This window comes from Tolypothrix campylonemoides VB511288_2 (genome assembly GCF_045999855.1).
In the GTDB taxonomy this organism is placed as follows: domain Bacteria; phylum Cyanobacteriota; class Cyanobacteriia; order Cyanobacteriales; family Nostocaceae; genus Scytonema; species Scytonema bouteillei_A.
Genome location: NZ_JBFPMW010000006.1, coordinates 400,690 through 414,105 on the forward strand (window position 1 = coordinate 400,690; position 13,416 = coordinate 414,105).

13 protein-coding genes and 1 pseudogene are annotated in these 13,416 nt (G+C 43.1%); 8 read left to right on the forward strand and 6 right to left on the reverse strand.

The genetic code is table 11. The annotated features are described in order from the left end of the window. Positions 1–589: 589 nt before the first annotated feature. Together AB0756_RS20760 and AB0756_RS20765 are read left to right on the forward strand one after the other, a co-directional pair. Positions 590–832, forward strand: coding sequence for a hypothetical protein (locus AB0756_RS20760; RefSeq protein WP_038074294.1), 243 nt, complete (start codon positions 590–592; stop codon positions 830–832). Positions 833–1,237: 405 nt separating this feature from the next. Continuing rightward, the gene (locus AB0756_RS20765) at positions 1,238–2,065 is read left to right on the forward strand and encodes an acyl-CoA desaturase (RefSeq protein ID WP_038074297.1); all 828 of its coding nucleotides are present in this window, start codon (positions 1,238–1,240) and stop codon (positions 2,063–2,065) included. An 82-nt stretch (positions 2,066–2,147) separates the two neighbouring features. Here AB0756_RS20765 and AB0756_RS20770 read toward each other — a convergent pair whose 3' ends face one another. The 3 genes from AB0756_RS20770 to AB0756_RS20780 all read right to left on the reverse strand — a co-directional run bounded on the left by AB0756_RS20770 (position 2,148) and on the right by AB0756_RS20780 (position 3,138). Then, positions 2,148–2,498: a hypothetical protein gene (locus tag AB0756_RS20770; RefSeq protein ID WP_050046618.1), complete on the reverse strand. Its 351-nt coding sequence runs from the start codon at positions 2,496–2,498 to the stop codon at positions 2,148–2,150. 16 nt (positions 2,499–2,514) lie between these two features. After that, positions 2,515–2,802 (reverse strand): hypothetical protein, encoded by a 288-nt coding sequence (locus AB0756_RS20775; RefSeq protein WP_202048676.1) that lies wholly within the window; start codon positions 2,800–2,802, stop codon positions 2,515–2,517. 81 nt (positions 2,803–2,883) lie between these two features. Further along, a complete protein-coding gene (locus tag AB0756_RS20780) occupies positions 2,884–3,138 on the reverse strand; it encodes an RNA recognition motif domain-containing protein (RefSeq protein WP_038074300.1) in 255 nt (84 codons plus the stop codon). Between the two features lie 748 nt (positions 3,139–3,886). Here AB0756_RS20780 and AB0756_RS20785 point away from each other — a divergent pair. The 5 genes and pseudogenes from AB0756_RS20785 to groL all read left to right on the forward strand — a co-directional run bounded on the left by AB0756_RS20785 (position 3,887) and on the right by groL (position 8,267). Beyond that, complete coding sequence (locus AB0756_RS20785) at positions 3,887–4,441, forward strand: pentapeptide repeat-containing protein (protein WP_408104004.1); 555 nt, start codon at positions 3,887–3,889, stop codon at positions 4,439–4,441. A gap of 368 nt (positions 4,442–4,809) precedes the next feature. Continuing rightward, positions 4,810–5,307 (forward strand): response regulator, encoded by a 498-nt coding sequence (locus tag AB0756_RS20790; protein WP_050046619.1) that lies wholly within the window; start codon positions 4,810–4,812, stop codon positions 5,305–5,307. 314 nt (positions 5,308–5,621) lie between these two features. After that, positions 5,622–5,828: pseudogene (locus AB0756_RS20795) on the forward strand (transposase); the annotation flags it as partial. 369 nt (positions 5,829–6,197) lie between these two features. Further along, the gene (gene groES, locus AB0756_RS20800; protein ID WP_038074307.1) at positions 6,198–6,509 is read left to right on the forward strand and encodes a co-chaperone GroES; all 312 of its coding nucleotides are present in this window, start codon (positions 6,198–6,200) and stop codon (positions 6,507–6,509) included. A 117-nt stretch (positions 6,510–6,626) separates the two neighbouring features. Continuing rightward, entirely contained in the window at positions 6,627–8,267 is a 1,641-nt protein-coding gene (gene groL, locus AB0756_RS20805; RefSeq protein WP_038074309.1) for a chaperonin GroEL, read from the forward strand. Positions 8,268–8,495: 228 nt separating this feature from the next. On the opposite strand, the gene AB0756_RS20810 is transcribed toward groL, so the two are convergent. The 3 genes from AB0756_RS20810 to AB0756_RS20820 all read right to left on the reverse strand — a co-directional run bounded on the left by AB0756_RS20810 (position 8,496) and on the right by AB0756_RS20820 (position 11,323). Next, entirely contained in the window at positions 8,496–9,482 is a 987-nt protein-coding gene (locus tag AB0756_RS20810; protein ID WP_456341413.1) for a DMT family transporter, read from the reverse strand. A 103-nt stretch (positions 9,483–9,585) separates the two neighbouring features. Beyond that, on the reverse strand, positions 9,586–10,386 hold the full coding sequence (locus AB0756_RS20815; RefSeq protein WP_038074312.1) for an SDR family oxidoreductase: 801 nt from the start codon (positions 10,384–10,386) through the stop codon (positions 9,586–9,588). Positions 10,387–10,411: 25 nt separating this feature from the next. Continuing rightward, positions 10,412–11,323 carry an NAD(P)-dependent oxidoreductase gene (locus tag AB0756_RS20820; RefSeq protein WP_038074314.1) on the reverse strand — a complete coding sequence of 304 codons (912 nt, stop codon included), beginning with the start codon at positions 11,321–11,323 and terminating at the stop codon, positions 10,412–10,414. 531 nt (positions 11,324–11,854) lie between these two features. On the opposite strand from AB0756_RS20820, the gene AB0756_RS20825 reads away from it, so the two are divergent. Then, entirely contained in the window at positions 11,855–13,267 is a 1,413-nt protein-coding gene (locus AB0756_RS20825) for an amidase (RefSeq protein ID WP_038074316.1), read from the forward strand. The last annotated feature ends 149 nt before the right edge of the window (positions 13,268–13,416 follow it).

Genomic DNA, 13,416 nt, shown 5'->3' on the forward strand with positions numbered 1-13,416 from the left:
CTTCTTTTTAAGATTCTAAGTGCAGTTTTGGTCGATTGTGGTACAAGCGGATGCGTAAAACTTTTTACAAAAGTCGGATTATGCGACGCAAAAATCGACCATTCAAATCCAAATCCAGCATTTACGAAAGAGGTCTTATGACCGAACTAACGAGGTTGTATAGTAACTCTCTATACATCTCAATCAAATCATTATGAAGTTTTAATAAATTTGTCTTATCGTGTAAGTCAAAAATTATGAGTTGTTCATAAGTTAATTCCTCAAAACACTAACTATTTTCTATTTCCTTCAACATCTACTTAAAGAATGAATTCATAGAAACTTTTTGTAGAACTATGGCTATATTTTAAGACTTAATATTTCAGCTACTCCCTTCCCGCCAGAAGATTACCTACAATTATTTGTCCCTCTTGAGTTAGTGAAAACAACAGAAAAATCGGGCTATGGTTGAATGATATCTACTGTATGTAGTACGTTACTGCTGTCCCAGTTAAAGCTAACTTTTTTCCGCTCGCACTTCTACCCCCCGAACAGTTAGGTTATTTAAGACAGCGTTTTGCAACTAAAGCGAAGAAAGTTTCAGGAGACAATGAACAAACCAATCCTTGAAAAAATAGGCACTCTTTCTGAGTTTGGGACTCATACACCGTGGTATGTGGCGGTGCATCCCCATCCTCTACTTAAAAAAAAATACTCCTACGTGATTGCCATTCATTACGTATTAGAACGCAACCCAGTCCCCATTGCCGACTTTGATTCGTGCCTGTTCGGTTGCTACAGTACACCAGACCAAGCGCTGAATGCCGGAGTAGAGCAAGCCCAAAGTGAGTAATTCTGTGCTATGATAGTAAATGAGAAAAAATTAGGTGGCAGCGTTTGTTTTTAGTATTGACAGGCTTTTACCTTTTGGTCAAGACAAGTTTCTCTCCGAAACCTCTTATCTCAACACCCTGCGATTTCGGATACAATTTATGTCAATTTATCTAAATAATCTATCCTACAAGGTTTCACAACAGATCTGACATATTTTGTTAGTACAACAGTCTACCGTAAATCAGCTTAATCGCAATACGCTCGAGCATTGATGCCTGTGTTCAAGTACTGGAACTGAGGGCTTTTCGTTGTATTCGTGAATACAGACTTGCTAAAAATCAAGTTCTCCCATTGAGTAAAGGTGGCTTGAATATAGTGGCATCTATGATGAAGAGAATGGCAAATAAAATTTAAGGAATGATTTATGACAATACAATCAACTGTCTCTGAGAGTAAGGATCGCCTTGCTATCAGTTGGATAAGTGTTGCCTTTTTTGGTGCAATTCACGCCGTAGCTCTATCGGCTCCCTGGTTTTTTTCTTGGTCAGCTTTGGGAGTCATGCTATTTCTGCACTGGTTACTGGGTAGCATTGGTATCTGTTTGGGGTATCACCGACTTTTAACTCATCGGAGTTTTCAGGTGCCGAAGTGGTTGGAATACATTATTACTACTATTGGTGCGCTTGCCCTTCAAGGAGGACCTATTTTTTGGGTAGCAACGCACCGTTTGCATCACGCCCATACTGAAGATGAAGAGAAAGATCCTTATTCAGCAGCACGGGGTTTTTGGTGGAGCCATATGCTATGGCTTTTGTACCCACGCTCCGAGTTTTTCAACTACTCAAGTTATAAAAAATTTGCACCAGACCTTGAGCGTGACCTCTATTACCGTTGGTTAAATCGCAACTTCTTGCTCCTTCAAATTCCTCTAGGGCTGCTGTTGCATGTTTTGGGTGGATGGAATTTTGTGCTCTATGGCATATTTGTCAGGTCGGTATTGCTTTGGCATAGTACTTGGTTGATTAACTCAGCAACTCACTGCTTTGGATATCGTAATTTCTCTATTGATGATGGCTCTCGTAATCTTTGGTGGGCAGCGCTTTTAACTTATGGAGAAGGTTGGCATAACAACCACCACGCTCACCCAAATGTGGCTTCTTCGGGAGTGCATTGGTGGGAAATTGATGTCACTTGGTGGGCGATTAAAACTTTAAATACTGTGGGTTTAGCTAAAAAAGTTGTGTTTAGGTAGAACTGCGGCCCAATCGTTACTTGCACTATCGCGGCTACAAGAGCCGGCATTGCGGCAGTTTGGGCTTGCTCTACTCTGGCATTCAGTGCTTAGTTTCCCAGCACTTTGCCCAGATTTCCCAATAAAAATTGCACGTTTGTCTCTTGAGAACTGTGCCTAAATTGGCAAACAGACAGACGCTGCCTAGCCCCAATAAAATATACGTGGGAGCCATAACTACTCCCATCATAAACCAAGCAAATACATGCAGTATCATCAATAAAGCAAAGATACTGGCAATGAGAGCCGTTTGCCAGATATGAATAGCCGGACGATCCAACAGTGTAAAAATTATTGTTGATGAGGTAGCAAGCAGGTTCACTGGAATTAAAAAGGCACAAATGCCAATGCAGTAAGTGCTTGAGAATTCAGTTAAGGTGTTAAAGTCAAACATTAGTTTTCTCGCTCAGTTACCAAATTTCATATGGATGTTTGTCTTGAAACTCATGCAGAGGAGCAGAACTAGCGGAGCTAGTTCTGCACTTAGATATGTCCCAAACTGGCATTGTTTGATAACAATGGCTACAACGCCAGTAAATATCACCATGACTTATATGACGGAGTAACCCGTATGAACAGCAAGGACAACTATGATGACTCCACATAGATTGCCAGGTATATGTAGTTGTATTTTCTTGGCTGTTATCAGTGATACTATGAGTTAGTAATTCGCTCGATTTATTTAAGAAATCTGGCATTTTTTATCTCCTTTGTATTGTTGTCCGATACAGATTTTACAAAAGACAGTGGGACTCACTTATCGTTAAATTTACACGAATTTATGAAATGGTGTACTCAGTTTTAGCTCTATTAACCTTGAGGTAGCGTCCCATCCACTGAGTACCTCTTAGCTCCCGAATTGCTGCTGCTTCTTCAGCACCCGTTTCCATTTCAACAACGACAAATCCTTTCTTTACGCTAGTTTTCTGGTTTATATATACTTGAATTTTCTTAACAAACCCATGTTCGGAAAATATCTGCCTGAGGTCATTTTCTTCAAAATTAGAAGATAGATTACTCACATAAATTGACATAAAAAATCTCCAGAATCAAAGGATATAGAAATTCCGATTCGGAGAGGAGTTTATTAATAAGTCCAATCACATAGCCGGAAAGAATTTCTGATAACTTAATTATAGTCTAATACCCAAATATTTGTTGTAAAAATATCTCCTGGGGAAAATGGGGAAGCACATTAAGCAATCAGAAGAAAGGCTGACTAAGTAAGAGGCAAAACAAGAGGAGTTATTAGAGGGGATTTATAAAGGAGCACCGCTCATCTGAAGTCGTTCGTCTCCACTCAAACTTGGGGAGGTTATTTTTTATTTGTCTACCCAAAAGTAGGAGGCAAGCGGTACCAAAATTTGGAAAAAGTTCATGGGTAGAATTGGTTAGTCGCTCGATTTTACAAGCGTAATTAAATATTCCATGCTATGATACAACTAAAGAGAAATACTTTCGGCTAAGTGACTACGCCATAGACACATTGCCATAGACGCCTTCCCGGATCTAAATCTCTACACCCTATTAGGTTCGAGAGGTATTGTATGTCAGTTTATGTAGGTAATCATCAGAGGGAAATTTTATGCGGAAGAAAAACACCATCCAAAGCCTAGAACTGTAGCAAATAATCACCCAGTCTAAAGCTTTGCTCAACAAGCCTAAGTTGTTGGAGCCACAGCAACCGATTATCAGACTGAATACCGTTGACTAGCTGATGTGACAGACCATTACTAAACTTATTGACAAAATCTTTTAACGAAATTTAAGGAAACAAAAGATATGGATACTCAGGAACTTTTGAGACGATACGCATTAGGAGAACGGGACTTTAGCAACGTAAACATGGTTCATGTGTGCTTGACTAATGCAAATTTGGTTGGGGCACACCTGATAGGAGCACACTTGATTCACGCAGACTTAAGAGGGGCAGACCTAACTGCTGCACATTTAAGTCAGGCAAAACTGAATGAAGCTTCCTTAGCTGATGCAAGAATGATTGACGTGTGCCTGGTAAGTGCAGAATTGGTTAATGCAGATTTGAGTGGGGCAAACTTGAAGCACGCAAATTTCAGTGGAGCAGACTTAAGCTGCGCCAAGCTAGGTGGAGCCAACTTAGAGGGAGCAGACTTAAGTAACGCGGACCTCAGGGGAGCAGATCTCAGAGGAGTAGATTTGAGTGAAGCCAACTTAAAGGGGGCAAAGCTAGATGGGGCAGACTTAGATGGGGCATATCTAGATAACGCAGACCTAAGCGAAGCAGAAATTGCAGGGGCAAATATGAGGGGTACAGGATTGAGTGGAGCAAAGATGCCCGACGGAACAGTTCACTACTAAGGGATAAAGTTGCTGTAGCGCTCTAAACCTAGCATCTGAGCGCTTAGGCTTGAGATAAAGAAGGGGAGAACGTAGTCCTGCTACCCGACTACAGTCTTGCCTAGTGGCCTGTCACATCAACTTTGCGCTCTTGGAGCAATCTTTAAATTCTTCTTTTTTTCTCTTCCTTCGTGCTCTTCGTGTCTATGTCCTATGTCCTTACGGACACGCTACGCGAACGTACACGCTTTGCAAACGTGGTTTTTTCACTCGTCAATTTTGAGTTGACAGAGTACTAGTACAGCGCGGCGTAAATAAGGCAACCATTAGTAACAGATAAAAAGCTTATAAGAAAAGCTTTTGCGAAGATAAAATCATTGCAGAAAATTATGTATTCTGACAATTCCACAATTTTAATAGTAGAAGACAGTCCATCTGATGCATTCTTTATTCAACTTGCTTTTGAGAAGGTGAATTTAACTCATTCTGTTCGGATTGTCCATGATGGTGATGCCGCAGTCAGCTATCTTAGCGCTGCGGGTGAATACGCAAACCGCCAACAGTATCCAATGCCTTCTTTAATGCTGTTAGATATTAACTTGCCTCAGCGTTCAGGTCTTGAAGTCCTCGAATGGATACAGCAACAGGCACATTTAAAACACTTGTTGGTCGTCATGCTAACTTCTTCCGAACTCGATAGCGATATCAACTCTTCTTACGAATTAGGAGCTAACTCTTACCTAATTAAGCCTATAGGAATATATACCCTAGAGCAGATGGTGAAGACCTTTAGCCAGTACTGGCTTCTTCTCAACAAAATGCCAACAGAAAGCAAGGCGGCATCGCCGCTCAATGGCTATGGTTGCACTCAGGCTGATTGGCACTAGTTCGCCGTTGCTTAGGTCGGCCTTAGCCCAAATTCGCACCCGATTGTTGGGCAACAACTTTAACTCGATGGCGTCAAAAGAAACCAACTCATTGGTAGATATGTCGGATAAGGCAGGCAAGAAGAGGTTCACCAGACGCTTTTTCACCCTTGTCCATTAATGGTCGATAAATAAAACAAATCTTTAAAATTCAGGGTTCTTGCGTACTTAACGTGCTAAAATGTTAAGATCATTATCTCTATTCTCAGAAAAATCAGTTATGAAAAGAGTCTTGACCGAACTATTAAATTTGCATGAAAAAGAAAGCTGAACCATATTATCAAAAAAGTGTACAGACAATTCAACGGTGGTTTGGAGAAATCGTCAGATATTTTGACCGAGGGACTACCAGTGGAGTAGTAGAAGGAATCAATAATAAATTGAAGTTAATCAAGAGAAGTGGATTTGGATTTAAAAATTTTCGTAATTTTGAGATTAGAGCTTTATTAGCTTGGCATTATCCTATCAATTTAGCACGTTAAGTACGCAAGAGCCGACTTTTTAGACCCTATATAGCACTTGCTAAAGGCAAGTGCTAATTCTTGTTCTATGCTGCTTGATTTTTACAAGACTATATGACATCATACTTAATATACCAAAAACCAGTATTCCGATAGATTTACTGGTCTTTAAATTTGAGTTACTAGCAATTTCTAACATTGCTCGCTATTCATCAGGTTGGTTTCATCAAACAATTGTCCTCACCTAGTGTTACATTTGCGAAACACAACCCATGATGAATTTTCTTTCTGCTGGCTTAATTTCCCCTTGAGCAAATATCCGTCTGCACCAGTTCATAGCCTAATTACACTCATTCGTTTACCTTAATTTGTGAATTTGGAGAATTTTATATGCCATCTATAACGTTGAGCGTATCTACTGTTAAGCCTCTGGGCGATCGGGTTTTTATCAAAGTCAGTGAGTCCGAAGAGAAAACAGCGGGCGGCATTCTTCTGCCTGATAGTGCTAAGGAAAAGCCGCAGGTGGGTGAAATTGTTGCAGTTGGTCTTGGCAAGCGCAACGATGACGGTACCCGTCAGACAATTGATATTGCAGTTGGCGATAAGGTTCTCTACGCCAAGTACGCTGGAACCGATGTCAAACTAGGTACGGAAGAGTATGTCCTGTTATCTGAGAAGGATATTCTGGCAGTTGTTTCATAGTCAACAGTCATGAGTTATTGGCGATTCTGTATTCCACAAGCCAAATAGCGAATGACGGACAACCGACGACAGTTGCAATCGATTGATTTACAAACTATAGAGAGAACTTGAATTACTATGGCAAAGCGCATCATTTACAACGAAAATGCTCGTCGTGCTTTAGAAAAAGGAATTGACATTCTAGCTGAAGCAGTTGCTGTGACTCTCGGTCCTAAAGGTCGTAACGTGGTTTTGGAGAAGAAGTTTGGTGCTCCTCAAATTGTTAATGACGGAGTCACTATAGCTAAAGAAATTGAACTGGAAGATCATGTTGAAAACACTGGTGTGTCATTAATCCGCCAAGCCGCTTCCAAAACCAATGATGCAGCTGGAGATGGCACTACAACTGCAACTGTTTTGGCTCACGCCATTGTCAAAGAAGGATTGCGAAACGTTGCAGCTGGTGCAAACGCCATTCAACTCAAGCGTGGTATCGATAAAGCCACAGGTTTTTTGGTAGATAAGATCAAAGAACATGCACGTCCCGTTGAAGACTCCAAAGCCATTGCCCAAGTTGCTGCTATTTCTGCCGGAAACGATGAAGTCGTAGGCGCTCTCGTTGCCGAAGCATTAGATAAGGTTGGCCGTGAAGGGGTGATTTCTTTAGAAGAAGGCAAATCAGTCACCACCGAATTAGAAGTGACAGAAGGGTTAAACTTTGACAAGGGCTATATTTCTCCCTACTTTGCAACGGATGCTGAGAGATTGGAAGCAGTACTGGATGAGCCTTTCCTTCTGTTAACCGATAAGAAAATCGCTTTGGTACAAGATTTAGTACCAATTCTCGAACAAGTGGCGCGTCAAGGCAGACCCCTGGTGATTATTGCTGAAGATATTGAAAAAGAAGCTTTGGCAACTTTGGTTGTTAACCGCTTGCGTGGGGTGCTGAATGTAGCTGCTGTCAAAGCACCTGGATTTGGCGATCGCCGTAAAGCTATCTTAGAGGACATTGCCATTCTTACGGGAGGACAATTGATTACGGAAGATGCTGGTTTGAGGTTGGATGCCACCAAACTTGAGCAACTCGGTAAAGCTCGTCGGGTTACTATCACCAAAGATAGCACCACCATTGTTGCCGAAGGTAACGAGCAAGGTGTGAAAGCTCGAGTAGAGCAAATCCGTCGGCAAATTGAAGAAACCGAGTCTTCCTATGACAAAGAGAAGTTGCAAGAACGTTTGGCGAAACTCGCAGGTGGCGTTGCAGTTATTAAGGTAGGCGCTGCTACTGAAACCGAACTCAAAGATCGCAAACTGCGTCTGGAAGATGCCATTAACGCTACCAAAGCTGCTGTTGAAGAAGGTATTGTTCCTGGTGGTGGCACGACGCTGGCACATCTGGCTCCTGGTTTGGAAGAATGGGCAAAGTCTACCCTAGTGGGTGAAGAATTAACGGGGGCGTTAATTGTATCTCGGGCACTGGCTGCTCCTTTGAAACGGATTGCAGAAAATGCAGGTCAAAACGGTGCAGTCATTGCGGAGCGGGTAAAAGAAAAGGACTTCAATGTGGGTTACGACGCAACAACGGGCGAGTTTGTAGATTTGTTTGACGCTGGGATTGTTGACCCCGCCAAAGTAACTCGTTCCGCCGTGCAGAATGCAGCATCAATTGCAGGCATGGTGCTCACCACCGAAGCAATTGTAGTTGACAAACCAGAACCGAAGGATAATGTTCCAACCGCACCAGGTGCTGGCGGCTTGGGTAACGACTTTGATTATTAATCGTTATCTCAACTAGTCAATTCCTCATTTAACATTCCCCGATCTCTCTTTCCCAGTCTCCGCTGGGAATGCAGAGACCGAAGCTCTGCCTCACCGTAGACGAGGCGGAGCTCGGAAATACCTTCAAATCGCCAGGGAATGAAGTGAGGGATCGAAGCCACCATTGACCAACAGTATCCTTGCAGGCGAGCGGTTGAGGATCGAGTCTGTTTCGATATCCAGCTCGCATTATATTATCTCGTTTCTCCTTTGAATCCACCTTTCTCCACTTAGCAACGCGATCCCCAAGGTGACGACACCAATTCCAACACTCTGAATCAAGTTTAAAGTTTCGCCAATGATTGCCCATGCAACTAAAGCCGTTAATGCTGGGCTGCTAGAGCCGATAATAGAAGCAGTATTTGCACCGATCGTGCGAATCCCTAAATTGTTGAGAGTGTGTCCGATAAAGCTAATCAAACCCGAAAAAATACTGCCAATCCAGATAGGTGTCCAGTCAAGCTGGGTTACAGAAGGTGGAAAGAACAATAAGCTAACACCGGAGAGCAGCAAAGTTAAGGCAAAACTAATCCATGTGAAGGGAGCAGGATGAAATTTTTCCAAACATATTTGGGCGATAACGTTATAAAAGGCGTAAATTACCCCAGCCATAATGCTTGCAAAAATTCCAATAGCAATGCTGTGACTGCTGTAAGTTGCTCGATCTTGAGGAATGGTGAGAACTCCACCCACCAAAATAATACCCATCACTAGCCAACGGAAAAGTGTAGGGCGATCGCCAAAAAACCGCCACGACAGTAGTGCTGTAAATACAGGATAGGAGAAGAAGAGGGTGAGTGCAATTCCAGTAGGAATCAAGCCAATCGCGATGTAAAGAGAGGCAATATATAAAAACATAAGTACTCCACAGCCAAAGGCTTGGAGCATAACGTCTAAGCGTTCTCGCCTGAATAAGCTTTGGAATTCTTGAGGAGCAGATGGATAGAGTTTAAATGCTACAGCCGCCATAAGTGGAACCACTAATAGCATTCGCATAAACATCAGTAAAAATGAATTCTGCAGATCGGGTTTAACGTATCCGCCAAGCAAAAAGAAACTCAGAACGAGATGTTCTGAAAACAAAACTCGGACAGTAACGTTGTGAAATGACAAGAACAAGGAGGATAAAAGAACTGTCAGGATGCCCAACAAAGCCAGAAGTTTCCTTAGTAGCAACTCTTGTGCTTTACCACAGCCACGGCATCCCCGACAACAGTACCCGATAGTGTCTCAATCACACTACTCCGGTTATCAGTCATTCATTAACAACGATCGCACTTCAAACGCCTGGAGTCTGCCCTCCATCAACAAGAATCTCTGCGCCTGTAATCGAAGCAGCGAGATCGGACACTAAAAAGAGTGTTAATGCAGCAATTTCTTCTGGCTGAGCAATTCTCTTGAGAGGAATTCCTTGTAGGGTTTCTGCTTTTGCCTGTTCAACTGTAATTCCACGCGCTTGGGCGTTTTGTTCTGCCAAGCGTTCAGCCCGTTCTGTAGCAGTAGCTCCGGGCGAAATGGCATTAATCCGAATGTTGTACTCGGCTAATTCTTTAGAGATTCCTCGTGTGAAGTTAAGCAAAGCAGCGTTCGTGGTACCACCAGGTAGGAATCCAGGACGGGGTGTCCGACCTGCACCACCAATGATATTGACAATCCGTCCATCGCGCCGATTTTTTTGGTGCGGAACAACGGCTTTCACCAGGCGAATGTAGCCCAATAATTTTAAGTTCCAAGCATCTAGAAATACATCATCGCTCAGGTCAAGGAAAGACCCCGCACGAGCAGAGCCTGCATTATTGACTAAGATATCAATTTGTCCAAACTGTTCCAGTGTGGTTGAGACGACTTTATCAACACTTTCTGCTTGCGTGAGATCGGCAGCGATCGCAATGACTTTCGCCCCTGGTGTTGGTAGAGACTGGATAGCACTGACTGCATTTTCCAATCGCTCTGGGTTTCGCGCTGCAATAACAACATTCACACCTTCACTGTAGAGGGCTTTGGCAATGGCTAAACCAATGCCTGCACTACCACCCGTGACAATTGCCGTTTTACCTGATAGTTGTAGTTCCAAGCTCATGAGATCGATTCCTATATTTGGTGGTCTAACTTTGTACTGTCTGCAACTGACTCTCTGCTGTCAAAGTTTCTTGGGAAAGAGTTGTAATGATATCTTCGAGCGCTCGATTGCTATCCCTTTCTTCTGGTGTTTCTTTACCCAGAGACGTTTCTTTGACCAGGCGGTAAACCTCAGCCGCTCCTTGGAAAATTCGCTCTGTCAATTCTAACCCTTCAAAGGTTTCTGCTATTTCTTCCATTTCCCCGATCCACCGATGTGCTTTTGGTGTCATGGATGGAATGGAACGAGAGAGTATTTTGGCTAGTTCTGGTTGGCTATTCGATACTTCATCCCAGAGTTGTTCGTCCAAATCAAGGCGATGGGCTGCAATGAGTAATTCTGTGCCAATTGCTGTCAGTCCTTTTGTTAGAGCTGCGTAGCATATCTTCAAACCAGAAGCACGACCAATTTCATTTCCGATCGCTCGTATATCTAATCCATACTCGCGCAATTGTTGGAATTTAACTGCCTCTTTTCCGGATGCATAGATACGGGTGCGGTTAGGCACTCGTGGAGGCGGACCAATAATTGATGCATCGACAAATTGTCCGCCCTTGGATTCAATAATGCGGGCAATACTTTTGACTTTCTGGGGTGATATAGCGTTACAGTCAACGTATAAAATGCTTTTACCAAGACTGCTGATAACCTCAGCAACTTGTTCTGCTGCTTGAGTTGCGGCGGCGGGTACTAAAATGGATAGCACTACATCTGATTCAATCACCAGTTTCTCAAGAGAACCAACATCCCGGACCTTGGCAGAGGCGGCTAATTGTCGAGTGCGATCGCTCCGTTCGTTCAAAGCAGCAATCGTCTCCAGTCCGTTTTGATTGAGTACAGCTGCTACTGCCTGTCCCATGTCACCCGGACTTAAAATACCAACAGTTTGAATTTGCATGGAAAGCTTGATTCCAAAATGCTAGTCAAAGAGTACTACCGTGCTTTGTTGGACTCAGCTCCGTGTACTGGTATTCAGCATGGGTTTGGAGCTAGAGTTATAAACTATAATACGGTAAACTAATAAATAAACTGTATTTTTGATTAACAAGAACTTACCACAAATCTATTTTAGGAAGCAAGCCACTCAATGACTCAAAAAGCAGAAGTATTTCGCTTGACTGCTTACAGCAAATTTCAACCTGGTGAGGTACAAAAATTACCCCCCTCTGTCCCCCCTTACCAAGGGGGGATGAAAGGGGGGTGTACCTCATGAGACTGAGAAAGGCTATATAAAAGTCAAGGCATATATGTGTAAACGTCGGATCGCGTAGCGTGTCCGTTGGACATAGGAGATACCTGGAGGGTAGGGTTTTATTCTCCGTTGGCAAAAGATACACGGAAGATAGAGTATGACTTATTACTTTAAATACTTATTCCTCCCTTCTGCGCTCTGTCTTTCCCAAATAATTTAGTGGATAAAAACTAAAATATGTCAGAAATTACCGATTTTTCTGCTTCTCAACTCTTATCCCTCTATCGAGAGCGCCAACTGTCACCACTAGAAGCAACCAAAGCTGCTCTAGAACAGATTCATACTTACAATCGCTCAGTGAATGCTTTTGCGATCGTAGATGAAAAGACTGCCCTTGCCGAAGCCCGTGCCTCAGAAGTGCGTTGGCTAAATGGAAATCCGCTTGGCTTGGTAGATGGCATACCCTTTACTGCCAAAGATTTACTGTTAACGAAGGGATTACCAACGCGCCGGGGAAGTCAAGCGATTACCGCCAATCAACCTTGGGACGAAGATGCACCTGCTGTAGCTCGTTTGCGCGAACAAGGAGCAGTATTACTGGGAAAAACCACAACTTCGGAATTTGGTTGGAAAGGTGTTACCGACAGTCCCCTCACTGGTATCACCCGCAATCCTTGGAATACAGATCTGACTCCCGGAGGTAGTAGCGGCGGGGCGGCTGTTGCTGCTGCGTTAGGAATGGGAACGCTCCATTTAGGTACCGATGGTGGAGGATCGTCAAGAACACCCGCAGCGTTAACGGGGGTGTTTGGTTTCAAACCAACTTTTGGATATGTAGCTGGATATCCATCAGCCCATACAAGAACTTTGTTTCATATAGGGGTTCTTGTTCGCACTGTGATTGATGCAGCAGTCACCTTAAATGTCATTGCCCATCCTGATGTCCGCGATTGGTATGCTTTACCAGATAATCGACAGGACTACACTTTTGATTTAGATCGAGGTGTGGCGGGATTGCGAATTGCTTACAGTCCCAACTTTGGCTACGCCGATGTTGAGCCGGAAGTCGCCACCCTCGTGAAAGCCGCAGTTGATGTTTTTGCTAAACTAGGTGCTGCGATTGAAGAAGTCGATCCGGGTTTTGCTAATCCCCGTGGTATTTTTCAAACCTTATGGCAGGCGGGTGCTGCTAAGTTACTGCGTGGTTTTAGCCCAGCACAACAAGCTGTGATTGAAGAAGGCTTGCAAGGTATTGCTAAAGAAGGCGATCGCATAACTCTAGCAGAATATCTCAGCGCCCAAGATGCTCGCGAAGCTCTAGGAAGGCATTTGCAGCGCTTTCACGAAAACTATGATTTACTGATTACTCCCACCTTACCTATAGTTGCCTTTCCTGTCGGACAAAATAGACCCCAGTCGTATATTGACAAGCCGCAACGAGATTGGTCTCCGTTTACATATCCTTTTAATCTCACGCAACAACCTGCTGCCTCTGTACCTTGTGGCTTTACTAAAAACGGGTTACCTGTCGGTATACAAATTGTCGCTGCTAAATACCGAGATATACTAGTCTTGCAAGCAGCTAGAGCTTACGAAACTGTTTTTCCTTTCATCATGCCTTCAAAATTGAATACAAATTTATTTCAGTAATTTTATCTAACAACGATTAACGTTACCTCAAACTATCGTCTTACCAATCCAAATTATTTTGCAATAATTAATGTTTGATATACTAATAATTCGTGTATCATACAATTATGTTTCGCAGTACATATTTTGTGTGTGTGTTGTGTAAGAAA

Bases quoted from the DNA above. Each gene is read 5' to 3' on its own strand.
- AB0756_RS20820 (WP_038074314.1), bottom strand. From the start codon at position 11,323: ATGCAAATTCAAACTGTTGGTATTTTAAGTCCGGGTGACATGGGACAG.
- groES (WP_038074307.1), top strand. From the start codon at position 6,198: ATGCCATCTATAACGTTGAGCGTATCTACTGTTAAGCCTCTGGGCGAT.
- AB0756_RS20765 (WP_038074297.1), top strand. From the start codon at position 1,238: ATGACAATACAATCAACTGTCTCTGAGAGTAAGGATCGCCTTGCTATC.
- AB0756_RS20790 (WP_050046619.1), top strand. From the start codon at position 4,810: ATGTATTCTGACAATTCCACAATTTTAATAGTAGAAGACAGTCCATCT.
- AB0756_RS20780 (WP_038074300.1), bottom strand. From the start codon at position 3,138: ATGTCAATTTATGTGAGTAATCTATCTTCTAATTTTGAAGAAAATGAC.
- AB0756_RS20815 (WP_038074312.1), bottom strand. From the start codon at position 10,386: ATGAGCTTGGAACTACAACTATCAGGTAAAACGGCAATTGTCACGGGT.
- AB0756_RS20760 (WP_038074294.1), top strand. From the start codon at position 590: ATGAACAAACCAATCCTTGAAAAAATAGGCACTCTTTCTGAGTTTGGG.
- AB0756_RS20775 (WP_202048676.1), bottom strand. From the start codon at position 2,802: ATGCCAGATTTCTTAAATAAATCGAGCGAATTACTAACTCATAGTATC.
- groL (WP_038074309.1), top strand. From the start codon at position 6,627: ATGGCAAAGCGCATCATTTACAACGAAAATGCTCGTCGTGCTTTAGAA.
- AB0756_RS20825 (WP_038074316.1), top strand. From the start codon at position 11,855: ATGTCAGAAATTACCGATTTTTCTGCTTCTCAACTCTTATCCCTCTAT.
- AB0756_RS20785 (WP_408104004.1), top strand. From the start codon at position 3,887: ATGGATACTCAGGAACTTTTGAGACGATACGCATTAGGAGAACGGGAC.
- AB0756_RS20770 (WP_050046618.1), bottom strand. From the start codon at position 2,498: ATGTTTGACTTTAACACCTTAACTGAATTCTCAAGCACTTACTGCATT.